General features: G+C 49.1%; 24 protein-coding genes and 1 tRNA gene. 11 read left to right on the top strand and 14 right to left on the bottom strand.

The window, feature by feature from the left end:
- Positions 1-218 precede the first annotated feature (218 nt).
- The 7 genes from proB to L466_RS03305 all read left to right on the top strand — a co-directional run bounded on the left by proB (position 219) and on the right by L466_RS03305 (position 5896).
- Positions 219-1322 (top strand): glutamate 5-kinase, encoded by a 1104-nt coding sequence (gene proB, locus L466_RS03285; protein WP_020882782.1) that lies wholly within the window; start codon positions 219-221, stop codon positions 1320-1322.
- Positions 1323-1333: 11 nt separating this feature from the next.
- Positions 1334-2587 (top strand): glutamate-5-semialdehyde dehydrogenase, encoded by a 1254-nt coding sequence (gene proA / locus L466_RS03290; RefSeq protein ID WP_032681609.1) that lies wholly within the window; start codon positions 1334-1336, stop codon positions 2585-2587.
- Between the two features lie 111 nt (positions 2588-2698).
- Positions 2699-2774 (top strand) — tRNA-Thr (locus L466_RS03295).
- Positions 2775-3124: 350 nt separating this feature from the next.
- A complete protein-coding gene (locus tag L466_RS24055) occupies positions 3125-3310 on the top strand; it encodes a hypothetical protein (RefSeq protein WP_236900296.1) in 186 nt (61 codons plus the stop codon).
- Positions 3311-3385: 75 nt separating this feature from the next.
- Positions 3386-3514: a hypothetical protein gene (locus L466_RS24050; RefSeq protein ID WP_255320672.1), complete on the top strand. Its 129-nt coding sequence runs from the start codon at positions 3386-3388 to the stop codon at positions 3512-3514.
- Positions 3515-4131: 617 nt separating this feature from the next.
- Complete coding sequence (locus L466_RS03300; protein ID WP_155962781.1) at positions 4132-5220, top strand: hypothetical protein; 1089 nt, start codon at positions 4132-4134, stop codon at positions 5218-5220.
- Position 5221: 1 nt separating this feature from the next.
- Positions 5222-5896 carry a hypothetical protein gene (locus tag L466_RS03305; protein WP_032681606.1) on the top strand — a complete coding sequence of 225 codons (675 nt, stop codon included), beginning with the start codon at positions 5222-5224 and terminating at the stop codon, positions 5894-5896.
- Positions 5897-6155: 259 nt separating this feature from the next.
- Here L466_RS03305 and L466_RS03310 read toward each other — a convergent pair whose 3' ends face one another.
- Positions 6156-6797 carry a TetR/AcrR family transcriptional regulator gene (locus L466_RS03310; RefSeq protein ID WP_032681605.1) on the bottom strand — a complete coding sequence of 214 codons (642 nt, stop codon included), beginning with the start codon at positions 6795-6797 and terminating at the stop codon, positions 6156-6158.
- A 108-nt stretch (positions 6798-6905) separates the two neighbouring features.
- Here L466_RS03310 and L466_RS03315 point away from each other — a divergent pair, with 108 nt between their 5' ends.
- Positions 6906-7598 carry a DAPG hydrolase family protein gene (locus tag L466_RS03315; protein ID WP_032681604.1) on the top strand — a complete coding sequence of 231 codons (693 nt, stop codon included), beginning with the start codon at positions 6906-6908 and terminating at the stop codon, positions 7596-7598.
- 184 nt (positions 7599-7782) lie between these two features.
- Here L466_RS03315 and L466_RS03320 read toward each other — a convergent pair whose 3' ends face one another.
- The gene (locus tag L466_RS03320) at positions 7783-9171 is read right to left on the bottom strand and encodes a carbohydrate binding domain-containing protein (RefSeq protein ID WP_255320671.1); all 1389 of its coding nucleotides are present in this window, start codon (positions 9169-9171) and stop codon (positions 7783-7785) included.
- A gap of 87 nt (positions 9172-9258) precedes the next feature.
- A complete protein-coding gene (locus L466_RS03325) occupies positions 9259-10023 on the bottom strand; it encodes a LecA/PA-IL family lectin (protein WP_032681602.1) in 765 nt (254 codons plus the stop codon).
- Between the two features lie 786 nt (positions 10024-10809).
- Here L466_RS03325 and L466_RS03330 point away from each other — a divergent pair.
- The gene (locus tag L466_RS03330; RefSeq protein WP_032681601.1) at positions 10810-11169 is read left to right on the top strand and encodes a LecA/PA-IL family lectin; all 360 of its coding nucleotides are present in this window, start codon (positions 10810-10812) and stop codon (positions 11167-11169) included.
- Positions 11170-11573: 404 nt separating this feature from the next.
- Here the strand turns inward: L466_RS03330 and L466_RS03335 are convergent, their stop codons facing one another.
- The gene (locus L466_RS03335) at positions 11574-12788 is read right to left on the bottom strand and encodes an L-dopachrome tautomerase-related protein (protein WP_032681600.1); all 1215 of its coding nucleotides are present in this window, start codon (positions 12786-12788) and stop codon (positions 11574-11576) included.
- A 68-nt stretch (positions 12789-12856) separates the two neighbouring features.
- Complete coding sequence (locus L466_RS03340; RefSeq protein WP_032681599.1) at positions 12857-13651, bottom strand: SDR family NAD(P)-dependent oxidoreductase; 795 nt, start codon at positions 13649-13651, stop codon at positions 12857-12859.
- A gap of 97 nt (positions 13652-13748) precedes the next feature.
- On the opposite strand from L466_RS03340, the gene L466_RS03345 reads away from it, so the two are divergent.
- Complete coding sequence (locus L466_RS03345; protein ID WP_032681597.1) at positions 13749-14645, top strand: LysR family transcriptional regulator; 897 nt, start codon at positions 13749-13751, stop codon at positions 14643-14645.
- A gap of 105 nt (positions 14646-14750) precedes the next feature.
- On the opposite strand, the gene L466_RS03350 is transcribed toward L466_RS03345, so the two are convergent.
- Positions 14751-15587, bottom strand: coding sequence for an alpha/beta fold hydrolase (locus tag L466_RS03350; RefSeq protein ID WP_032681596.1), 837 nt, complete (start codon positions 15585-15587; stop codon positions 14751-14753).
- Positions 15588-15848: 261 nt separating this feature from the next.
- Between L466_RS03350 and L466_RS03355 the strand changes: the two genes are divergently transcribed.
- On the top strand, positions 15849-16469 hold the full coding sequence (locus L466_RS03355; protein ID WP_032681595.1) for a LysE family translocator: 621 nt from the start codon (positions 15849-15851) through the stop codon (positions 16467-16469).
- A 53-nt stretch (positions 16470-16522) separates the two neighbouring features.
- Here the strand turns inward: L466_RS03355 and L466_RS03360 are convergent, their stop codons facing one another.
- Genes L466_RS03360 through L466_RS03395 form a run of 8 tightly spaced genes read right to left on the bottom strand, consistent with a single transcriptional unit; the run spans position 16523 to position 24757 of the window.
- On the bottom strand, positions 16523-17197 hold the full coding sequence (locus L466_RS03360; protein WP_255344425.1) for a Crp/Fnr family transcriptional regulator: 675 nt from the start codon (positions 17195-17197) through the stop codon (positions 16523-16525).
- 30 nt (positions 17198-17227) lie between these two features.
- Entirely contained in the window at positions 17228-17707 is a 480-nt protein-coding gene (locus L466_RS03365; protein WP_014168789.1) for a hypothetical protein, read from the bottom strand.
- On the bottom strand, positions 17704-18483 hold the full coding sequence (locus L466_RS03370) for a winged helix-turn-helix domain-containing protein (protein WP_014168790.1): 780 nt from the start codon (positions 18481-18483) through the stop codon (positions 17704-17706). Before L466_RS03370 ends, L466_RS03365 begins: the two co-directional genes overlap by 4 nt.
- A gap of 17 nt (positions 18484-18500) precedes the next feature.
- The gene (locus L466_RS03375; RefSeq protein WP_032681593.1) at positions 18501-19688 is read right to left on the bottom strand and encodes an HD domain-containing phosphohydrolase; all 1188 of its coding nucleotides are present in this window, start codon (positions 19686-19688) and stop codon (positions 18501-18503) included.
- 28 nt (positions 19689-19716) lie between these two features.
- The gene (locus tag L466_RS03380; protein WP_025205027.1) at positions 19717-20889 is read right to left on the bottom strand and encodes a fimbrial protein; all 1173 of its coding nucleotides are present in this window, start codon (positions 20887-20889) and stop codon (positions 19717-19719) included.
- A 24-nt stretch (positions 20890-20913) separates the two neighbouring features.
- Entirely contained in the window at positions 20914-23418 is a 2505-nt protein-coding gene (locus L466_RS03385; RefSeq protein WP_255344424.1) for a fimbria/pilus outer membrane usher protein, read from the bottom strand.
- 33 nt (positions 23419-23451) lie between these two features.
- Positions 23452-24159: a fimbrial biogenesis chaperone gene (locus L466_RS03390; protein WP_032681589.1), complete on the bottom strand. Its 708-nt coding sequence runs from the start codon at positions 24157-24159 to the stop codon at positions 23452-23454.
- Between the two features lie 37 nt (positions 24160-24196).
- The gene (locus tag L466_RS03395; protein ID WP_014168795.1) at positions 24197-24757 is read right to left on the bottom strand and encodes a fimbrial protein; all 561 of its coding nucleotides are present in this window, start codon (positions 24755-24757) and stop codon (positions 24197-24199) included.
- Between the last annotated feature and the right edge of the window lie 405 nt (positions 24758-25162).

The following is a 25162-nucleotide window of genomic DNA, read 5'->3' as shown; positions in this document are numbered from 1 at the left end:
AACGTTACGCAATGAAACTTTTATGACAAATTAAGAATAATTTTAAAAAACTGTGATTTATTATTTCGGTAATAAAACTGTCAAATTTTGCCGCTACGCTTCCTGATCCCGCGCAACAAAGTGTTTCGCGATGTGCTAAGGCAGTTGGCAACGGGGCTGACACCTGTTAAAACGTTCGTTTGACATCATTTTCCCTTATCGTTGAACGGCAGAGAATCATGAGTGACAGCCAGACGCTGGTGGTAAAACTCGGTACCAGTGTTTTAACAGGCGGATCGCGCCGCCTTAATCGCGCCCACATTGTTGAGCTTGTACGTCAGTGCGCTCAGTTGCATGCCGCAGGGCATCGTATTGTAATTGTGACCTCCGGGGCGATTGCCGCCGGGCGTGAACACCTGGGTTACCCCGAACTCCCCGCGACGATCGCCTCTAAACAGCTGCTGGCCGCCGTGGGACAAAGCCGACTCATTCAACTCTGGGAACAGCTGTTTTCTATCTATGGCATCCACGTCGGGCAGATGCTGCTGACGCGTGCGGATATGGAAGACCGGGAGCGTTTCCTGAACGCGCGCGATACTCTGCGTGCGCTGCTGGATAACAACATCGTTCCCGTCATTAACGAAAACGATGCCGTTGCCACCGCTGAAATCAAAGTGGGTGATAACGATAACCTCTCGGCACTGGCCGCGATTCTGGCAGGCGCTGATAAATTACTGCTCCTGACAGACCAGCAGGGGCTCTTCACCGCCGACCCGCGTTCAAATCCGGATGCTGAACTGATTACCGATGTACACGGTATCGACGATGCGCTACGCGCCATCGCAGGTGACAGCGTTTCAGGCCTCGGGACCGGCGGGATGGGGACCAAGCTGCAGGCTGCCGACGTGGCATGCCGTGCCGGTATCGACACCATCATTGCCGCGGGCAGCCGTCCTGGCGTGATTGGCGACGTGATGGAAGGCATCTCCGTGGGAACCCGCTTCCACGCGCAGGCCTCCCCGCTGGAGAACCGCAAACGCTGGATCTTTGGCGCACCGCCGGCAGGCGAACTCACCGTTGATGAAGGGGCGACCGCCGCAATTCTGGAAAGAGGGAGCTCATTACTTCCTAAAGGAATTAAAAGCGTGACAGGCAACTTCTCACGTGGTGAAGTGATCCGTATCCGTAATCTTGAAGGTCGTGACATCGCCCACGGCGTAAGCCGCTACAACAGCGATGCCCTGCGCCGTATTGCGGGTCACCATTCACAGCAGATAGACGCCATTCTGGGTTATGAATATGGTCCGGTTGCCGTGCATCGTGATGACATGATTATTCGTTAAGGAGCCAGAAAATGCTGGAACAAATGGGCGCAGCCGCGAAGGCCGCCTCTTACAAACTGGCGCTCCTTTCCAGCCGCGAGAAAAACCGCGTGCTGGAAAAAATCGCTGATTATCTGGAATCGCAGTCGCAGGAGATTCTGCTCGCCAACGAGCAGGATCTGATGGAAGCGCGTCGCAATGGCCTGAGCGAAGCAATGCTCGACCGCCTGGCGCTGACCCCGGCACGTCTGAAAGGCATCGCTGACGATGTCCGCCAGGTCTGCAATCTTGCCGATCCGGTTGGTCAGGTCATTGATGGTGGGCTGCTCGACAGCGGGCTGCGCCTTGAGCGTCGTCGCGTGCCGCTGGGCGTGATTGGCGTGATCTATGAAGCGCGTCCCAACGTTACGGTTGATGTTGCTTCCCTGTGCCTGAAGACCGGCAACGCTGCCATTCTGCGTGGCGGGAAAGAGACCTGGCGTACCAACGCCGCGACCGTAAACGTTATCCAGCAGGCGCTGGAGGAGTGCGGCCTGCCGGCAGGTGCCGTACAGGCAATCGAGAGCCCGGACCGTGCGCTGGTGAACGAGATGCTGCGCATGGATAAATACATCGACATGCTGATCCCACGCGGTGGCGCGGGCCTGCACAAGCTGTGCCGTGAGCAGTCGACCATTCCTGTGATCACGGGCGGTATCGGCGTGTGCCATATCGTGGTTGATGACAGTGCCGAGATTGAACCGGCGCTCAAGATTATCGTCAATGCCAAAACCCAGCGTCCAAGCACCTGTAATACGGTTGAAACGCTGCTGGTGCATCAGGGCATCGCCAATACCTTCCTGCCTGCTCTGAGCAAACAGATGGCCGAAAGCGGCGTGACGCTGCACGCGGATGCCAACGCGCTGGCACTGCTGAAAGACGGCCCGGCGACGGTGGTACCGGTCAAAGCGGAACAGTACGACGACGAATTTCTGTCGCTGGATTTGAACGTGAAGGTGGTTGCGAGCCTTGACGATGCCATTGCTCACATCCGTGAACATGGTACCCAGCACTCGGATGCGATTCTGACGCGCACCCTGCGCAATGCCGATCGCTTTGTGAATGAGGTGGACTCCTCCGCCGTATACGTGAATGCCTCAACCCGCTTCACCGACGGTGGCCAGTTCGGCCTGGGCGCAGAAGTTGCTGTCAGCACGCAAAAACTGCATGCAAGAGGCCCGATGGGCCTGGAAGCACTGACCACTTACAAGTGGATCGGCTTCGGTGATGATACGATTCGTGCGTAAATAATCACGGGTGATGCAAAAATAGCCGTTTGATTCAAAAGGGCATTGACGCATCACCCGGTTAGATCTAACCTTTTGCCCCGTGGTTACGCTCGTAACCGGCCTTTCAGGGCCGATATAGCTCAGTTGGTAGAGCAGCGCATTCGTAATGCGAAGGTCGTAGGTTCGACTCCTATTATCGGCACCATCCTAACGTCTCCTCAGGCCGACTAAATTTCACCAAAATCCCTTATATCCTGCGGTCTGAAACCTTTTAGTACCTCCACGTCTACAAAAATCTCCTGAAAATCAATGGTCAGTAGGTGCAAGGGTATTTGTACTTCGGTCTTAAGTAGGTATCTCCAGGTGAAACTTAATGCCACTAAGAGAAGGCTTACAAGTTGTCCGATGGTGATGGTCTGTATTTCTTGATCAAACCTTATGGCGGCACATACTGGCGCTTAAAATATCATGTAGCCGGTATAGAGAAGCTGGGTTAGTCGGCAGAAGGTTTACGGCTGGATAGCCCGCGGTGAAATCGTTATTTCAGGCGATAAAGTGGATGTCGAAGCATCGCAGACTAAACAAAATCCCGCCGGTGCTGGCGAAGACCTGACTGAAATGACGTGGGCGCAGGTCGCCGCATGGGTATGGGAGCATGACGGCGGGAAAGCGCTGCTGGCAGATATGGATGCTGGCCAGCGGATAGAGGCAGCTGCCGCTGAGCTGGGTTTTGATGTTTAGCACGAGCCGGAAGAGCAACAACTGATTCTCTTCCGGCCGGATGAAGAAACCCACAGCTTCTATGGCAAAGATCACATGGCTGGTGGTCTGCGTTTCCTGCGTTCCGAGCTGGCCTATGTGGCCGCAATGCATCCCGACACCCAGGATGACTGGAGCGAAACAGGATTAAAGGCACTCTGTCTGCTGGCAGGTGAAAAACTGTAAACCCCCGGCCAAACCTAGCTCCTCTAACTTGACACTTTTTCGTGAAAAACAGGGAAAAGTGTCAACCCAACCTAACGGATCCTAACGCTCACGCACAACAGCTGCAGCCAACGCGTAAAGGGCTGATGCGAAGCAGGGCAGGTGTCAGCCTGTTATGGTTTGTTATGCCTTACTAGGGGAAAGTGTCAACTGCTACTGCTTCAGAAAGCTTCAGCTGCGGGAACACAGGAGGGGAGGTGTTTAGCACTCCCCCTTTGCAACCATCCTCGAGCCTCTTTCAGATCGCTGTTCTGGTTTGCCCGGAAGCTGGCGTTCAGATTGAGTTGTCAAAATTTTTCACCAACCGGCACCGTCAGTGAGAGTTTTTGGCTGTTAAAGCTTTAATTTACAGTTGATCTAGGGAGTTAAATCGTAGGATTTGCGTTATGTCTAACTTCTACAAGTTAGCTCTCAAGCATAGGGTGGGAAATAACAAAGTTTTTTTTAACCGCAGTTATTGCTTTGATAACATTAAATATTGTATGGCTAATAATAGTAATGTACTAATACTATGATTTTAGGTAGTTTTTAATTTCTTTCTTTTTTGCAGTTTATGTACTATAAAAAGAAAAAAACTATTGGAAACTACAATGCAACGGAAGATAAGAGTTGAGTCAGTTAACCTCAATGCTAAATGCTGGGTTGTGCGCCCGGGGACGCGTTATAAGTTTGCTAAAGAGTTTATTTCAGAAAGTTTTGTTGCAATAGGCCATTTAGATGGATATTTGTTTGGAGAGAAAAGGGAAATTTCATCTGCTCAAGATCTTCAAACAATTGATGAAGTCATTAACTCCCCTAGGTTTACAAGAAATGTAAAGTCGCAAGTGCTTAATTTTATAGATGATATGAACGTTGGAGATGTCATTTTCACAATGACATCCAATCAGATCATTCCTGGTGTTATTAAGTCTGAAGCATATTTTGATCCTACTACTATTAGATTCCAACAAAACACTGACGAAACATTTTCAATTAGAAGAGATGTTGAGTGGGGCTCTATAATAGACAGAAAGGATGTTCCTCTCACAATTTCTAGAAGTTTTCTTGCATACCAGGCCGTATTCTCATTAGGTGATTACTCAACAGAGGTTTTCCACTGGCTTTCTTCATTCTTTATTAATGAAGATGGTTACTATAGTAGTTTGAGGATCGAGCAGAAAGATTCAATCAATCATCATGCTTTAAAAACATTATCCGAAGTAATTGATAGGATTCAAGTAATATCATTATTAGCTGAAAATAGCGAATTGAACGATGATATTTCTCTTGAGTATCTGCAAGAGCAAATGGAAAAGATGTATGAAGAAGGTAAGCTAACTCTTACTGCTCAACAAATGTTGATGTCTCCTGGGGATTTCTGGCTTGGATTAAAGACAAAATCAAAAAGATCTGGTGTAATATTCTTGTTGCTAATGGCAATGATTGTTGGAGAAATAGACAATGTTGCATTCGCAAGTGAAGCTTATAAAGCAGAGGTTCCAGTAGCACAGGCTATAATCGCGAAACATTCAGATGTTATTATGAAAGGGATTAATATTGATAAAATGAAATCCCAGTTAATGCTTGAAACTAAAAAGCAGAACAACAAATTCGTTGAGGCAAATCCCAATGATTATGATGAAGGAGATATTCCTAAGGATATCGATCCTCCTATAGTGAGTAATTAAAATGTTTATGACAATAATAGAGGTTGTTGCATTTATTATATTATCCCTAGGGGCTATTTTCATAATAGGAATATTGTGTTCAAATTCAGTAAATTCAAATTCAGCTAGAAAAATTTCAGCTGATGATTTCAATAAGATAGCTGTGGCGCTTGGTGCTATTGCGACTGTTGCATGGGGTTTGTTCACCTACGGGGCATTAGAACAAAGAGATAAGGCCAAAGCTGAGCTTATTGATTTAAAGAACCGCATAAAAGATACAGAATCAACCTCATTTGAAGTTGAAGCTCCGTTTATAAAAGGTGATGGTTTTTTTTATATTACACCGACTGTGACAGTAAAAAATAATAGCAATACCGCTATATATGTTAAGCTTGACCAAGACTCATTATCTGTAACGAGAGTGGTTGCTAAGGGAGATCAACCTATCCCCTTAGAAACATTCAATCCAATTTTTTATCAAACAATTACTAAAGACGGTAAAGCCCCTCTTTCAAATATAACAATTCCTATAGGTGCAGAGCGTAAATTTAATTACCTTGTGCAAACAAACTATCCTGGTATGTATTACATTACATTCACAGCTAGTGCAATGGACAGTAGTGGTAATCTTATCAATAAAACATATGATGGGAAGCCAGTGAAGTGGTTCTCATCAGCTTATGTTTATCTTAAATAACGTTCATCTGGTATTATACTATAAGCTAAACTGTATCGTAATATTACCCTTAAGGACTCATACCTCTGTGATTCCAACTGATTTCATTAATCCAGGAAATGGTAATAACATTTGCGTTCAAATTCATTGAAAGTATATCGATACAAGTAGGTGGGGGTACTTATGGGGGTATCTCAAGGTATGAATTATATAATTCATTTATAAATCAATGATTTGCTAGGTGTGATTCATTCCTATTATCGAATCGCTAGGTACTATGTCATTCATCACCTTGCCTGAATATAAGTAAAATAAAAGGCATACAAGAATCCAAATGTGCCTCAATATCTGCTTTCTCAATGGGATGAGTTAAACCAATCGCCGCCTGCCGAAGAGGTTCGGCGACACACATGGCGAGTATGACTTTGGCACTGGTATCTGCAGGTAACATCGGCAACCAGCCCTGTTTTTGCTGTCGTGTAATCCACTCTGTGAGTAATTGTTGGCCGCGCGCTATGCCATTTTCAGTGTATTTCTTGAGGAGATCATCTTTACCAGGAAATTCAGTATTGAGAAGACGAAACATTTTCACGGCGGTTACTGATAGCGCCTGACCACAAATCGCAGCCAGTAATTTTCTTAACGCCGGTAAAACGTCATTCTTATCTGTCGGATCGCTCTGCAGGAGTGGGGCATAGTTATCCGTCCAGTTTCGAACCGAAAGGCCAAGCAATTCCTCCCTGTTTTTCGCAAAGCGATAGACGGTCTTTTTGGCAACGCCTGCATGCGATGCAACCGCCTCAATTGTTGTGGCGTCATAGCCTTTGTCAAAGAGCAAGGCCATCGCGCTACCAATGATTTGTTTCTTCACCTCTTCCTCAGGGACTGAGGGACGTCCGCGTGGTTTGGTTGGTGAGGTCATCCTGGAGATTCCTTTTCGCTTGTCATACGACCATTCTATCGGTAATGTTTAGGAAACGCACTTCGTTTCCTAAATGGTTCGAACTTCCCAATGCTAATGGAGAAAAAAATGCGACAACACGATATTGCCAGGCCCTGGCTGGATTATTCGGCATTGCTTGATCCTTCTCCCATGCCGCTGGAGACAGGTATTAAACGTCTGGATGACGGGAGTCTGCTGGTCGCCGTACGCACCGATTTACATGGCTGCAAAGGACGTATGATTAACTGGTGGTTTACCTTCTTTGAAACGACGCAGCATATAAAATGGTGGCATCCCATTGATCATGTTGAACATCGTGGATGGGATGCCAACTGGAAGCGTGGGGAAAGTTTTTATGGCGCAAGCATCCATGCAGTAGAATCATTAGCTGAAATCCCTCCCATTCCCGCGCGTCTTAAATTCCATCACCCTGCATCGGTATTTGGCGAAATGGCTGTCGACAAGGCAATGGCGGATGGGAGTGTCTCGGCAATCATTGCCGCAAGGATAGGCTTCGGTGAAAAAACTGAACTGGATAGTCAGGGCGACCCGCTGGACGGACAAATGCTACATGTTGTCCGGGATACGCCTTTTGGGTGTGTACTGCGTAGCCGGTTTATTCTGGGTATGAGTAATGACGACCACGCTGAACCTGCCGATGACGTTGGATTAGCGCTTATGCGACACTGTTATACAGAATTCACGTTCTTGTCTCGTTTCCTGCCTTCTTTGTATTACGGCGAGAAAGCGAATGATGAGAAAATTGCGCTTCCCTGGTAACACGCGGGTTTAACTGCTCAGGTAAACCTGTCGACGAGGGTAATCATGCCCACCGTGTATTACCGGGCCAGACCAACGTTATCTCAAGCGTGACGCACACTGGCTAAGCAGTGATGCCTGGTTTAACCAACGCGTAGCCAAACCGGCATCACTTCATATCTGAAATGAAGTCAGCGTAATAAAATCAATCGACGGATTTTACTGTGATTCCAGTAATGCTGAAATCGTTACCATCGCCGCTGGCTTTATGGCTGAAAATTTCCAGCACATTATCGCCCTGTGCCGCCGTAAACTCTCCTGACAGCGTGACCCACTCGCCTTTCACGGCAAGTGCTGTAACCGAGGTAATATCCTGGCCTGCCACCCGAAGTGACAGTTCGGGTATCACCTTATAGTCATTGTCCCTGCGAGCCTGAAGGCTGAAGCGATAGCGTTTCCCCGGCAGGAGTTCCGAATAATGTTTATAAAGCAGCACGCCATTGTGTGTCCGGCCTTTAACATTGGTGGTCGGAAAACGAATCATGGTCGCGCCACCTTCTGAGTAAAACTCATGCTCAGGCGTTGCCGGTCCGAACTGCCAGTGATTCAGGTGATTATTCGTAAACTTACTCTCATCCAGGAATGGTTTTGCTGGCGGCTCGGGACTGACAGGGGAAGTGTCCGGCGCAGCGGGGGGTGAGGAGGGGGGCACCGGTTTGTTGTGATGTTCCTGACACGGGCAAGGGGGCGTTTTCTCTTTGCAACGACAGTCGCTGGCGCAAGCATCAATCAGGTTCTTAAGTACATCAGCAAGCGTATTCACCGCCCGGACAATCTCAGGGGCCTGTGCGCACAGATCGCTGCCATTACCAGGCGTCTTCGCTGGCGTTTTACCTTCCAGCGCATCTGCTTCTTCTTTTTTGTTCGCCACGCTGTCGTGTTGCGTGGCCTTACTGGCGCAAATGGTGCTTTTTAAAACCGAGGCAAAATCGGCAATGCCGGAGGTGTAGATATAATGCTCACCACCCGTACGAAGCGCCAGGCGCTTGTATTCCCGAACCATGGCTTTCTCATCATCCGGGGTGGGATAAGGTAATGAGACATGAGGCGTGCCCAGATAGGAGTGGATTTTGACACCGTACTCCAGGGCGGTGGCAATGGCATCGTCGCAGGCTTTGATGCGGCTCGCATCCAGGATCATCTCTCCGCCTTTCAGACTTTCGTCTCCCAGCACAAAAACATTCCTTTCAGCGCCGTCACGCCAGTTGTAATGACGGATAACGTCCTCCGCAGCAGGCGCCACATCTTCCTGAGCGGGGTTCCCCTCTTTGACATACTCTCTGCCTTTCAGGGCGGACGGGTTAGCACCGGCCTCGCTCGTCAGGAACTGACGGACCGTTTTATTAAATTTGGTGCCGGCAAAAACGCCTTCGATACCCAGAAAATCAGTTCGTAAATCCGAAGGGCAGGCTTTTCTGGCCTCCTCAATGGCGCTCTCAAGTTTTGCACAGAGCGCTTCCGCTTCATCCTTCATTGAAAGACTGCTGTCGATGATGAAAACCAAATCAACTTTTTTATTGTCCATAATGCTCATATCAGGGGCTCCATTAACGTTCATTTTTGTTTTCCAGTGAACCGGCAGGGAAGGCAGTGCATGGCACGTTGCCTCCCTGCGGGCGTTTCAACCGAGCACAACAAACCTGACGTCATAGCCTCCCGTATTATTGGCGTATTCAGACGCAACATTTGTATCGTTAAAAATGAATGAAATTTCGCCATCAGCAGGGACTTCCCAGTCGCTACCGCCGCTTCCGATACCGTAAATATGCTCACCCGCTTTGATCAGTAATTTCCCCGCCAGTGCTTCTGGCAGGACAAAAGTGGGATCCGGTTTTTGCGCTGACGGATGCTGGCTGTCGCCGTCAGGTCCAAAGCTGCGACCGCGGCTGTCGTACTGAGCGGTACCGGCAGCAATCAGCATCACCTTGTCCCCTTTGCTCACGGATACGCCGGTGTGGGTCCAGTCACTGCGCGTTGCGGGAACATGACCTTTCCAGTCCGCCTTTTGAGCCGCCGCTTTCTTTTCGTCTTCAGCGATATACACAACCGCGCTGAAAGCGCCGCTGTTGTCGCGATGTGAAGAGTCACTGATCACGAGAATCAACTCGCCGTCTTCCGGTACCGACCACTGGTAAACACCACTGCCAATGTCATAGCTTTTTCCGGATGCACTGAATCGGGCTTTCAGCACCTTATCGTTCCGTAAGACAAAGCCCTCTTTTAGCCTGCCGTATGGCGATGCCAGGGCGTAGTCTTCCTTACCGTATTTAATCCATCCTTCCGCAATAATACTGATTTTTTGCCCGGCTTTTAGTTTAAGTCCGGTATTAATGCCCGTGTCAGCAGTTGCGTCAATATTGCCCGACCATGCAGGTGAAACAGTCATATAATTCTCCGTAATCGTGACAGCGTAGAGCGTCCAGCTTGTCAGTGGTATGAGGTAATAAATAGCCTACAGATAATGTTATTTCTTACTAAGGGGTACGGCATTCACAATCAGAATATAAACAGATATGCCACTCAGCAAATAATATTCTGGAAATGATGCTGATGATTTCCGTTCGCCTCCCGTCTGCTGCAGTTCTGTGAATTAAATATTAGGATTAATCTCATGCTGTGTTTTGTTGCTCCAGAGCGGTAATGCGTGTGTGTGAGAGGTATATGTTGAAACCAAAAAAGTAATACACAGGGTAACTAAGTGGATATTTGTTAACCCATTAATTTTCCGTCGGGGAGGCGAGAAATTAAGTGGAAAGGTAGATGTTTTTTATTGGGCGGATATCGCGGCAGGCGGTGCTGTAATGCGCCCTCTCACTGCTTCGCGTACCTATTATTACCGCCGGTCAGGTAAGGTAATTAATTTACTAAAGGTATAATTACAGTCATGATTAAAAGTGCGATTACTCCTATAGTTAACATTAAAATCAATTATAAATCAGTGTCTTAGTTGTTGGTTGTGTCGGTGTGTTTATATAAATCGCAGCGTAAAAAAAGAAATCGCATTATTCTTTCGACATAAGTCTGGAAAGGATAAATATATTCATATGCATCCATGATGAAATGTTATGAATAATAAGTGTGATGTCTGTCACATGCAGGGGGGGTTTGTCTTTGATTGATGCAAAGCACGCATCAAATGTAATGTTAATGAAGTTTGATAAAGGAGAATAGCATGACGGCTAAGCCAGAATGGTCCGGAGAAGTTCCTGCAAATATTCCTGCCGGTATTAATACAGGCCTGCAACTGAATGCCGGTGATGAGATAACGATAATGGCCTCTGGCTGGATTAAATACGGTAAAGAAGAATTTGCGCTGGCGGTGCCGGATGGCAGGGTGAAAGAAGGACTCATTACCTGCAATGATAAGGTGCTCAAGGCGAGATTTGATACCTCTGGAAAAGGTTATGATATAGGCGGTGGAGTATACAAATGGGCGACTCCCCAGAGCGGTACCCTACATCTGTATATTGCCGATACAGAGGCTGGATACTCTGATAATACCGGCAGTTTCAGCGTCAATGTATACCGGTAAGAACGGGTCGTTTCGGATACAGCGATTTCAGCCCCATTGATATGGCGGCAGGGATTATGTCCGGCGTTCTCAAACCGATATCTTATTCATTCCAATATTATTCGCAGAACTCAGCAGATGATAAGAAGACTAATCAACAATATTCTCTGGTACTCTACCGGGTGGGTGTTTTTTGGCCTGATAGTGCTCAGTGGAATCGCAGGGGGACTGGCGGCTTCAGTCCTGCATTTTACTACAACGGATGCATTCCTGGCCGCATTTTGCCTTTTTCTGTTGCTGTCATTGCCCGTTTGCTTCTGGCTGCACCGGTTATCTCGCATACACCGGCGTCAGTAATGTACACGCCCACAAGGAGAGTCCCTGTGAGCGTATAGTGTTTCCAGTACGGAGCATGCGCAGTCGCGTTACTGGCGCTTATCCTGCAACGCCTTCAGGGGGAAACGCCACACGTCATAGCGCTCCTGGCCAGGTTTGACCGCGCCAGCAAAATGGTCGTTCAGGCTGCTGGAGGTAAAGATCAGATCCCCGTCCGGATTGATGGCCGGCGTGTCCGGCCAGTGTACGCCGTCGTTTGACGCCATCAGGGTCATTGAGCCGCGCTTCGGTTCATATCTGACAATACCGTTGTGTGTCACATCGGTGATATAGAGGTTGCCTTTGGCATCGGTCACGATACCGTCGGTATTTCCTCCCACCGAACCAAGATCCCGGATCTGCGCCGCAATCTGCGCATCGTCAGCACCTGGCTTTCGCAGAATGTCAGTCGGTACCGCAAACGCATGGGTCCCTGTCGTCACCGTCCAGTAGAGCGTGCCGGTATCCGGAGACAGCGCAATACCGTTGATGCCAATCAGTAATGGATGACCAGGCCAGACTTCAGCCCCGTGCGAGACCACCTTCACACCCGGCTCAATCTGCAGGTCTGGATGACGGTCGAGCACACGTCGGGCAGTGCCGGTTGCGAAATCGGCGATGATAAGACCGACGCGGTTCTCAGGCGCACTGCGCGAGCCGCTGTCGGAGATGTAAGCGACACGGCGCGTTTCATCAACAACCACATCATTGAGGAAGCTCGCCTTGCGATCTGCCACGCCATCCAGTGGAATGCGTTTGATCGTGCGGCCGGTATTCAGATCCAGCACCATCAGTTTCTGCGAACCCACGGGGGATTCCGCTTCTCCCGCGACGAACCCCATATCCAGGGCCCACAGCCAGCCATTCTTACGGTCAATATAGAAGCCAAGCACGTTACGCAGGTTCTGGTCGGGAGCGGTTTCCACGGCATTACCCTCGCGGGACGGAAATGCCGTGAGGCGCGCCGGTCCGGTCTGCACGGTCGTATCAAGAATACTTAACGTCGCGGGCGCACCGGCTGAAACCAGTCGAGGGGTACTGACAAAGGCTCTTCCCTTTGCATCAAAGTGGATGCCTGCGATGGGCGCGTTAACCGAGCCGGAAAACGGCGTCGGCGTTTCCCCCTTCTCAGGCGTATTCCAGGTTACGCCGGTATAGCTGCGCCAGCGCTCAAGAGGGGCCTGGTTCGCTGCGCTGGCTACGCTCGCAAAAGAGAACAACATTGCCATCGCGATGGCGGACATATTACGGGTACGTTTGAACATTTCTATGCTCCGGTAAATAGGGGAAAGCAGGGGACACTGATTCCCCTCAGGTCATGACGGCTGCTGTATTAAAGAATGGAGCGGAAGGTGCCGCCTTCGACGCGCACCGCAGCACCGTTAGAGGCAGCGCCCAACGGGCTTGCCAGCAGCGCGACCATCGCGGCTATCTCATCAGCATCGATCATTCGCGCGATAAGAGAGCTGGGGCGGTAGGTCTGGAAGAAATTCGCTTCGATCTCCTGGTCGGTCATACCCGGTGCAGGCGCGGTCTGGCGCAGGTATTCGATAATGCCGTCGGAGCGGGTCGCTGAAGGCAGTACGCTGTTGACCGTAACGCCCGTCCCCTTCGTGAGTTCGGCCATACCGCGCGAAACGGCGAGTTGCGCCGACTTACTGACGCCGTAATGCACCATGTCTGGCGGCGTGAACGCGCCGACTTCGCTCGACATAAATATCACCCGGCCCCAGTTGCGTTCCAGCATGCGCGGGAAGTAATGCCGTGACAGGCGAACGCCGGACATGACATTGATGTTGAACATGTTCAGCCACTCATCATCGGTGATGTCGGCGAAGTCTCGGGCTTCATAAAAGCCCAGGTTGTTGATGACAATATCGGTGTCAGGGCAGGCCGCGATCAGGGCTTTTGCCCCCTCAGCGTTTCCCAGGTCGGCAACGATGGCGGTGACCTGCGCCTGAGGCTGAGCGGCGGTAATGTCTGCCACGGCGTTTTGCAATTTCGCGTGGTCACGACCAGTAATGGTGACGGCCACGCCTTCGCGCGCCAGCGTGCGGGCGATGGCCAAACCAATCCCCGCGGTTGCGCCAGTAACGAGTGCTGTCTTACCGGTGAGTTGAAGATCCATGATTTTACCCTCTGGTGATGAATGCGCACACTTTACTCATCGCCCAACTGGAGATAAATTAGCGGAATTGAAAAACATTTGTTCCTGAAAGAGCATAATGAGCAGAAAATTCGATTATCTTGGCGATGTTGAGGTCTTCATCGCTGTCGTTGAACACGGCTCATTTACTGCTGCTGCCGTCGCCCTGTCCACCACGCCCTCGGTGTTGAGTCGTGCGGTTTCTCGCCTTGAGACGCGTCTGGGACGACAGCTTTTACAGCGAACCACCCGTCGGGTAGGCCTGACCGAGGCAGGGCGAGTTTATCTGGAGCAGGCGCGATCTGCTTTTTCCCTGCTGGATGAAGCTGAACGTAATGGGCAGGGCCAGGAAGGCGACCTGACCGGACGCGTGCGCATGAGTGTACCGACAACCTACGGGCACTATCGCCTGCCGCCCTTGCTGGCGCGATTCTCCCAACACTACCCGCGCGTTCAGGTGGATCTGAACATCACCAACCGCAACGTCGACCTGATTGCTGAAGGGTTCGATCTGGCGATTCGTTTGGGTCAGATGCCCGACAGTGGTTTAGTCGCGCGTAAACTGGAGGATGCCGCTTTGCTGCTGGTCGCATCACCCGCGTACCTTCACAGGATGGGGACTCCGCAAACGCTGGATGATTTGCACCGACACATGTGTCTGCCGTTTATTTTGCCGCGCACCGGTCGCATCGCTCCGTGGGTGTTTCGGGAAGACGAACGCGATGTGGACTGGCTACCCGTTTCACCTATCGAAACATCGGATGATGTGCTTGGCGTCGTCTCCCTGGCTGAACACGGTATGGGGATTTGCCAGAGCTATGAATTTATCGTCCAGGACAGGATACAGCGCGGTCAGCTGGTGGAGGTGCTTCCTCACCTTCGCGGACGCTCGCGGCCGTTCTCGGTGATCTTCGCGCCACACCGGCGCCAGTCCGCTGCCACCCGCGCGATGATTGATCTCCTGACCACGCAATAACGACATGTTGGGGCGCTGATAGGGGGTTTAATGCGGTGGAGGGATGGCATTAAAACGTAATTCAGGATAGCTGAATAGCTACCCTGAATAATGCTGGTAATGATTTTATTTCTTAATGAATGCCAGTATATCTGAGTTTATAACATCAGCATGGGTGGTGTGCATTCCGTGAGGGAAACCAGGATAAATAATTAACTGACTATTTTTCAGGAGTTTGTCCTGCATAATCGCTGCATTCTTATAGGGGACGACCTGATCGTCATCGCCCTGCATGACCAGAACAGGTACAGAAATCTGTTTAAGATCTTCAGTTTGGTCTGTCTCTGAGAATGCCTTAATACCCTCATAATGAGCAATCGCACCGCCGTTCATACCCTGGCGCCACCAGTTTTGAATTGTGCCCTGAGAGATTGCTGCACCGGATCGGTTAAAACCGTAGAAAGGACCTGAGGCGACATCCAGATAGAACTGGGCGCGGTTAGCGGCAAGTGCCTTTCTGAAATCATTGAAGACCTCAATCGGCGTTCCGTCTGGGTTGGCGTCAGTTTTTACCATGAGGGGAGGGACGGAGCTGATGAGAACCGCTTTTGATACGCGTCCCTGAGGTTGTCCGAATCTTGAAACATAGCGAGCAACCTGTCCTCCACCGGTGGAGTGGCCTACATGGATAACATTCTTCAGATCCAGATGCTCAACGACGGCGTTAACATCAGATGCATAATGGTCCATATCATGCCCGTGGCTCACCTGGTCTGAGCGGCCATGACCGCGGCGGTCCGTAGCAATAACGCGATAACCGTGGGCGAGGAAAAATAGCATCTGATTATCCCAGTCATCTGCGCTCAGCGGCCACCCATGGTGAAACATGATGGGTTGCGCTGATTTATCGCCCCAGTCTTTAAAATAAATACTTACCCCGTCCTGTGTGGTTACATATGGCATAGTTGTTACTCCTGTATTGATATCCTGTGGCATATAGCCTTGAACTAGCGGTATTAAAACTACGCCTTGTTACCCGTAACGTATAATCGAGTTCACCGATGAATAAAATCAGTTACGCCTTACCTGAAGTTACCTCTGCATAACCCGTAAGCCGGATAAAACACGACGCAGATTCTGGGAAGAAGAGTATCTGTACCCCCTCTTTTTGGTGTTGCAGCAATGTTAACTTTCCAATACGCTCTGTGTTTTCGGAGTAGCACCATGACTGTCACCGATGCCCTTCTTGCTTACACTCTCGCTGCCACGCTGTTGACCCTGACTCCCGGGCTGGATACCGCGTTAATTCTCCGCACTGCCGCTGCGGATGGCAGTAAAAAAGCAATTCACGTCGCGCTGGGTATTGATACGGGTTGCTTTATCTGGGGCGCGCTGGTCGCCTTCGGCCTGGGAGCTCTACTGGCTGTCTCCGAATTCGCGTATTCCTTTTTAAAGTGGTGTGGGGCCTTCTATCTCTGCTGGCTGGGCCTCCAGTTATTGTTACGCCCGCGTCAGCAGTTCTCGCTTTCCTCTGACGGTAATGCCCGCAGCAGCAACGGTTTTTTACGTGGCATGTTGGGTAACGTGCTAAACCCTAAAATGGGTATCTTCTACGTTTCTTTCCTGCCGCAATTTATTCCAGCAGGTCATTCACCGTTTGTGTGGACATTTTTGCTCGTGAGTATTCATGTGCTTATTGGCACGCTCTGGTCGTTAACGTTAATTATCGCAACCGGCTATGCGGCAGAAGTATTGAAAAAGCCCGCGGTCGTTAAATGGATGGACAGAACGACCGGCGTAGTGTTTCTGCTGTTTGCTGCCAGGCTGGCCATGAGTAAGCGCTAATTAAGCGCCACCCGTAATATCGGGTGGCTTCTGACAACACGCCATGGAAACGCTCAGTAGTGTAATAAGGTAATTTCTTTTTTATTCATTAAGACCCTCTGCTGCTCAACCAGCGCCGCCAGCGCACGCGCCAGTGTCGACTGGGAAATACCCAGTAATTGCGCCAGTTCTTTTTTAGTGAGCGGCAGTTCAATCGCGCGGTGCTCAAAGCCATACTCTTTTCGGATATCCGCGATAAGCTGGATAAAATCACTGACCTTCTGTAAACCGTCGCTCTTCACCAGTACGTTAATAAACAACTGTTTTTCTCTGGCTGAACGGGAGAGTATACGAATGATAAAGTGGGTGAACGTGCTGGTTAGCTGGCTTATCTCATAAAAATGCGTTTTTTTTAGCTCACAGATTTCCACGTCTGTAGCAGCCTGCACGCTATATTGATGCTGGCTGGTGAAGAGTTCTTCTGCACCAAAAATTTGCCCCGGCAGCAGGATCCCCTGAAGAATCTGCTGCGTATCGTAAATTTTAGCCACGCCGCTTCTCAGGGCATAGAGCGCAGTTACCGGGGTGCCGCTTTGATAAATAAAGGCATTTTTCGATATACGTTTACCACGCGCCAGATCGTGGATAAACAGGGGTTCCTGGCGGTCAAAAAGATAGGCCTGACACACGTCAGCAAAACCGCATTCTGAGCAACTGACACACCGGGATGTTTTCTTTTTTGTCGACACAATATCTTCCATGCGATCATCAAACTATCTTTATGACTGGATAACACAATTCATCACGGGCGACAGCGTATTACCGATAGTGATAAAACTGTCGCCATGTTTTTTCATATACATGGAATGCTCGCCGCTTAAAAAGAATACTTTAATAGCCAGAGAGGACAGATTTTCGGGCGTGTTATCATGTGCCAGCTTTTCCTGCTTGAGGATCTTCACCGTATACGCATTGCTGGAGGTATTAAGGTACTTAAACTTTACGTAGCGGGAAAAGGTGTAATTTTTGCCCTGGTAATCTATGTCGCCGTATAAATTAGATTGACCTGTTTTATCCTCGGAAAATTCAAAGGCAACATTTCCTGAAAATGTAAACGGTTGGTCATTTGAACCATCTTTATAGGAGAAATTCGCAAAGCAGCGATCGTTTATATACGTTGATGGACGTACAATAATACCCCAGAGAAGCGTGCCTGTAAGTACAGTTATTATCGTCGCGAATACCAGTGCGTTTTTCATTTCATTTCCCAGTTAAATGCATAATGGTTTTCGCAATAGATCAACGTGTTGTTTTCTGAGTCCATGGGACAAAAAGCGTAAAAAATTCTCCCGCGGCTACCATAAAACACGTTCGGCTGTATATTCACCATCAGTTGAGCTGCATGCAACGCACATTTCTCTTTGAGACTGGGCTGAGCAGAAAGCAACACGTCAATCAAATGCTTTCGCATATCACCAGAAAGATGTTCAAAAGTGTTGACGCTACACTTCCCGAGATGGCCAATCATCGTGAGTTCGTCATATCGCTGATTTGGCTGTTCCTTGCGCCAGACCCAGATATTGGCTATTAGCAGCACAACAATACCGACTGTTGCCCATATATATCGCTGTGGGAATCTTTTCTTTCTGACCCGGCGAGGGCTAATATTCTCGAGTTTAGTGACACCTTCAGTGGTGTCTATAATCTGCACATCAATATCAGAAGAAAAGAAAAAGCCCACTTTGGGAACAACAATAATCGTTTCTTCAATATCTGTCAGGGAGGTCAGGGTCTTACGTAAAATACTCACATACTGATTAAGTGAGGAGCTGGAACTGGTATGTCCTGCGGACTCCCACACCTGTTCCAGCAGATACTGACGTTCAAGAACGGCTCCCGGCGTTGCAATCAGCAACGAGAGAATACGATTCGCCGTGTTTGTCAGTTTTTTGCCTTCAGGTGCCTCAGCGCCTGGAATAGTGAGTTCACCACTTTCCGTATCGTAGACAACTGTATGGGCAATCAAATATTTCATTATTTATTCTTAGGGCGTTAACACTTCGCAACGAGCGGTTTAACAGAATTAATATTATGGCCCAGCAATGTCACAATGTCCCAGTCCAGACGATAATTTGCGGCCTCTTCACGAAGAATACTCATGGCTTTATCGCTGTCCATTCCTCGTCGGTAGGGACGGTTCTCTGTCATTGCGGTAAAAACATCCGCTACGGCCAGAATTCGTGACGGAATATCCAGCGACGCGGCGCCTAGCCGGAAAGGATAACCGCTGCCATCCAGACGTTCATGATGGTTGGCTGCCCAATCCACGATGCTGCCGAGTTCGGTAATAGGGTGTAGCATGACCAGCGTTTTGTAGCTGTGCTGCTTCATACGGGCGTATTCATGATCTTCAAGCTTGCCGTGTTTTTCGAGAATAGCGAGCGGCGTAAAGAGCTTGCCGATGTCATGTAAATAACCTGCAATGCAGATTTTTTCCTGCATATCGCGGTCATAGCCATAAAGTGCAGCCAGACGGGCCGCCACATGGGCCACGCTGGCGCTGTGAGTGCGGGTGAAGCTGCTGTATTTATCGACAATTTTTGAAATCAGCTGGCACACTTCAAGAAAGTCATGATGATCGAGCATGTCGTGTTGCAGAGGGCTAATGGCATTAAGCACCTGGTCTTGTGCCGGGTTACAGAGCCTGAACCAGAAGCCATCCTGGCGACTCGATTCATACAGGGCATTCGAAAGCACATCAGGCCACTGCTCAGGCCGTGCAAAGAAGCGGGCCAGGATATCCTCGCGCTGTGCGACAAAATCGCCTTTAACCTCGCGCAGGAACAGTTCGAACGTATCGGCCATATGCACCAGATGATGTACCAGAGGGAGCGTATTGTTGTCTGATATTGACCATTCGCTGTGATGATTTTCCAGAATGGCGGTCACCGGCTGCAGAAAACGAATGCCCGCCGTCATTGACCCACCCAACTGTTCATGGCCATCCTGAAAGCCATCACTTCCCGGCATGATGTGTGCGCGATCTTTACTGAGTGCACCAATATCATGAAGCATGCCGGCCAGAAAGGCCGTCTTGATTCCGGAGTGATCAAGTCCTGCCTGATGGCTTAAATACCAGGTGATGATTGCCGTGCGTTGCAAATGATTTACCAGGTCAGCAGAGACCGGGTAAATAATTCGATGTAATAAGTTAAGCACGGTTTGAACAGATATATTCATGGAAACCCTGAGCTAAATACTAAAATAATTAATCGTAACCAAACATAATTTGTGCGGTTGCTACCACCGTTCCGGTCGAGAGCGCTGATGCGTTGTAGACTTTGTAATAGGCATGCAAATAAATATATTGTATATCCTGGATGTTATCATCTTTTGCAATGTCTAATATTTGTGTTGCATGTTCCATATTATTGCTGCTGGAGATTTTTATCTCCTCATGTTCGCCAAGGAAATAACGACTGCGAAGCGCAATGCCCACGCCGCCAGCGGTAGTCTCATCATTAACCATGACCTGGTAAGTGCTGTCGGTAGTAACCAGGTCATTACTGGATATCCAGGCCTTGATATTACGGGTGGCAGTTTTAACTCCCGCCAGATTCCCGCACTTAAACGGTATGGTAAAATCGGCACCGTTAGCTTTACCATTTATTTTTAATGTCCTCAGCGAGGCGGGGGGGAGCTTAACCGTCATGTCATGGGTCATGTTGCAGGTGGTTTCTTTCGGTTCAAACTGAATAGTAACTTTCTCGTAAGCGAGAAAATAATCGGTATTCCAGCTTTTGCGCGAGGTGTCGGTCATCATGTTGTCCCACGCGCGGTAGGCATAGGTTTTACTGGATAACAAGGGTGAATCCGCTCCGCTCCCCGTACCGCTCATTACCGCCGGTATAACGCTGAGTGCACCATTAGTGGTCGTCTTGGTGTAGGCTGCGACCCCGGTGGGTGGCGTGTTTAAAAGCTCTGCGCGCAATGTATATTGTGTTGGATAGGCGAGGGAGTGGATGCCCACAATCCCGCTGACAGTCACTTTTGTTGTGCCGGTGATTTGTGCCGTCACTTTAATCCAGTAGCTGTTTTCGCCATCAGCGCTGTTAAAATTGAGGTACACGGGGTTATTATTAAACCCGGTGAAATAATAAAGATGATCCTGTAATACACCACCAATCCCGACATTGCCATAGGTACAGGTCATGCTGCCAGACCAGCTTGTCGTATAGGTTCTTTCTACGACATTGGATGTCAGAAACTCCGATGAGAGATTCAGCGATTTATCCGCTTCTGCCACGTTTTTAAATAAAATGCCGCTATTTCTGCACGTATCGCCAGTAAGGCCTCTGGACTGGGGTTGAGCCAGCGCGGAAAATCCTGGTATAAATATCAGGGCGAATACGGCTATGATGAGATAAAAAGACTTACTCATGATCGTATTAATACTCGTTTTAAATTACCGGCAGATATTGACGGCATGTTCATTGGGCTGTGCAATGACACAGGTTTTTTTTACCTTGCCTTTGCTGATATCGATATGCAGAGAATCAGGCATCGTATCGGATTTAATAAAAATCTGGCTTCCCTGTGCTACATATCCCAATTCGTTATGACCGCTATCTGAAACAAATGCGCCAAACGGTAACTGTTCACCTTTCGTATCCTGAACTTCAAGGGTGAATAATTTCCGCGTATCCGTTTTGTATTTCAAATACGTAATGCTGCCTTCATACGGGGCGATATTCAGCAAATTACCCTGTAAATCAACGTCGCTGCTTTTTGTCCCATCCTGCTCGAGATGAAAATTATTCTGTCGGTAAGGCGTTGCGCTGGTCACCAGTGCGATACCGTGCTGGTTTGTACGGGTCGATGAATCGCCGTTGACCACGGCATTTTCCACGCCGGGTGCCTCAAGGATCACAAAGTTTCGCCCATTATTCGGGGAGGCAATGACCCCTCCACGCCACGCAAGCAGATTGCCGCTCGCACCAAGGCTGGTCTGGCGATATTCACGGGCGACGGTCAGGCCGGTGTTAAGGCTGGTCACACTGTTTTTCCAGTTGGTATAGAGATCCGCCGAACGGGAATCCCCCTCGTTATCATGGGCCAGCATCAGGCTGTAATCGACATCGTGGGAATTACCGCTCAGGCTGACGTCTGAAGACGCATATCGACCTTTCTGCATGCTGGCGTGGGTTGCGATGCTCCCACCGCTGCCGAAGAGGGACATCGGAACGGTGACGGAAAAATAGAGATTGTTCTCAGTGTTTCCACGCGTACGCAACGAAGTGACGACATCACCCTCATAATTTGTTTCATAGTCGTAGTAGGACTGCGTCACTTCGGAACGGCGCAGCGATACGGCGTAATTTACGCTGTGCCAGGCATTGCTCCACGTCAGGTTATACTGGCGGCTGGTTTTTTGCCCGCGCCAGTAGTCACGCCAGTATGCTGAAAGCGAAAGACGGCCGAAATTATCTGACAGGGGTTGAATGATATTGGCGCTGAATGCCTGTTTGCTGTTAACCGTCGAGGAGCCTGTTCCGCCATAATCCTGAATATTGGATCGGGTCAGGACAAAATCGCTGAAGGAGGCATAGTTCTGCGTTCGGTAATAATACGATGCGAGCGTCAGGTTAGTTCGTGTTGGAAAATACTTACTCCATGAAAGGGCGTATTTTTCTCCGCGGCGCCGCTCCTCTCCCGGCAGGCGATACTGTGACTCTTCAAGAGATCCAGACAACGAGCCCGCGTAGGGTAAAGATATGGCACCCCCAAGCAATACAGATTGATAGTCAGCATTCCAGATGCTCCCGGCAGTCGCGGTAACGTAATTATTAATACCGCGTGAATAGCTAAACTGGGCAAAGCGGCTATGGTCGTTGATACCGCGCATGTCCACTTCACCGATATTGAACTGATAATCACTGGTGCCCGGTCGGAGCATGTCTGGTAAAGAGGAAAATGGAACGGCAAAGCGCTCGGTACTTCCGCCATTATTTTTTACTTCCACGGTCAGATCGCCACGTGAACCGGTCGGCATTAAATCCCGAATTGCAAAGGGGCCGGCGGGCACGGATAACTGATGAATAATATGGCCGTCCTGAAACACGCTCACGACCGCGGAACTGGTGGCGATCCCGGTGATGACAGGCATATAAACACGTTCGCTGTCGGGCAACATCTGCCGGCTCTTCGTGAGCGTCAGGCCGCGGAATCTCACGGTATCAAAGTAATCAGAGGCGGTATACGCCCGCCCGACACGCATGAGCGATTCGATAGCCACAATCGGTTTTTCGACATAGCGTGTGGTATTGACCCAATAACTTTTTCCCGGATTGCTGTAACGCATCCAGGTGGAATTATCGAGTAAATGCCAGCCTGAAAAATTCAGCCCGCTGTTCAGTGAAAGATAAAAATTATCGCTATTTGTATACCCTTCACTCAGTCCATGGAAGTTGTAATAGTTAACGTTGTAATTGGTATAAAGACCGTTAATCCCCTGATCCCATTTCTGCGGTGCCACCCAGTTTTGGCTGTCAGTTTTCACAAAGGCTTGCGGAACTTCCAGATCCAGACGCAACTCTCCCGGTACCAGCTTGCTTTTACCTCCGTGGAGTAACGTATTAATGTCAATCATGTCGGAGTGAGCATTCGCGATAGCATCATCCAGTTCCTGAATAGACAGTTGCGTGGCATCTTCTTTATGAATATGTACGGTACCCCGATCGTCATTGGCGACCGTTAAGGTGAATTTTCCACGCCAGACGTTGTTGACGTAAACGTCGAGATCGTAAGTCCCTGGCGTCATGACCAACTGATTATTACTCCAGTCCATATCCGCTGAATTACCGACCAGCAGGCTACTGTTGAATGTCTCACCGTATGCACTAAACGAGCACAAGGCGAGGCTGATGGAATGAACCAGCAGGCTTTTTCGAAACAGCGATCTGTTCTTCATCAAAATTGAACCTGGCATGAGTACTGTCTGCGATCAGTGGAGGGTGCTGAATCTCTTGGCGCCGAAATCATCAAGCCAGGTGATTCGGTACTGATTACCCGCATGGATTTTGTCGGGAACCAGCGCACAACCAAACGGAGGAATAAAGGCGGTATCGTTCAGTAAATTATCTTTTCTGGCCTGTTTTAACTGCCCACCTTGCCAGGTCACGATTTGCGGAATGGTCAGGTAATAAGGGGAGTTGTTTTTAAGGCACACACGATCGCCAGAGGTGGAAAGGGTGACTTTTTCAATAACCGAGCTGTCCAGTTCTTCCAGAGACATTGGACGATAAAAAACTTTGATGCGGTTGCGAATAGCGACCTGGAGATAATTATCAGCTCCACCTTCCGGTACCGGAGGCACGTCCAGAACGTTCAGCCAGAATACGCTTTCCCGATCCGTTGGCAGTGACTGGGTATTCATTGCGGCGACCTTCAGGGTTTGCCCACTGTGCGCCTCCATTTTTACGACAGGCGGCATAAGGGAGAAGGGCACTTTGACCTTTTCAGGCGCAGCGGAAGCATCGCCCTCATCCAGCCAGGATTGCACCAGATGCGTTTTATCACTGTCATTAACCAGCTGTACGGAAACGAATTTCGCCGCTGCCGGATAAATGACGCGAGTCTGATTAATCACGACACTGGCAAAAGCCATCTGCGAGGCGACAGCCCCGATGAGAAAGATTATTAATTTTTTCATGATGTTTAAAACCGGGGATTGCTCCCCGGTGGAGGTATTAATCGTAGCTAAAAGAGTAAGTTGCGTCGGTAACGACTTTACCGGTGGTGACAGAAGCACCGCCAAAGTTGTAGTAGTTCGCATGCATGGTCAGCGTAATACCGTCGGTGCTGGAAACATCATCCGACGTGAGGCCGGTATTGAAGGCGGTATCAAACGGTACGGCAGTCTTGCCATCGGATGTCAGGGTGATACCCACACCTTCTGCGCCGCCTTCGCTGTAGTTTTTCAGGTATTTACCGTCGTCAGACAGGTTGCTGCTGGTGAAGGTGATTTTGAGGGTTTTGGTGCCTTCGTCTGCCGCTGTGCAGTTTTTCAGGCTCATGGTGAAGTCTTTTTCGTTAGCCGTCACGATGCCCGCGGTTTTCCCCATATCGGTAAGCGTAATCGGAGACAGATTGACGGTGAAATCAGAACCATTGTTGGTCGTCACATCACAGGTTGTATCTGATACTGAACCGTTAAAGGTAATTGTGCCACCTGCGACACCCGTGCTTTCTGCCGCCATTGCTGCACCAGAAAACATGATAGCCGCTGCGATTAATGTCTTATTGAACATGTTTTATATCCCGTTTTTTCATTTTCGATGTACCTGGTACTTCCAGGGTGGGGAAACAGCGTTTCGGAACACTGTTTTACCCACTCTTTTGGTCGGGATATAAAACCATTTAATGCGCATTTTGGTAAACGCAAATATCGTTTAAATTGATTTTTTAAATTTAAATGACTGCTTTTTAATTTTTATATAGATTTATGTTCTTTTGGTTGAGGGGCTGGAGGGGAGGTAGAGAAACGATTTCCTGTTTAAAGACGTGCTCAAAATCGTCATATGACGATCTTTGCAAGGATCCTGGACAGGCATAAAAACATTACTCTGCACAGTGAGTTACAATATTGAAACGAAATTAACATTACCAAAACAAGTACGGCAATGAAGCACGCTGTTTCAGGGAAGACAAAGAAG

The organism is Enterobacter sp. BIDMC 30, from assembly GCF_000534355.1.
Lineage (GTDB): Bacteria > Pseudomonadota > Gammaproteobacteria > Enterobacterales > Enterobacteriaceae > Enterobacter > Enterobacter ludwigii.
This window is presented reverse-complemented; position numbering and strand designations above follow the sequence as displayed.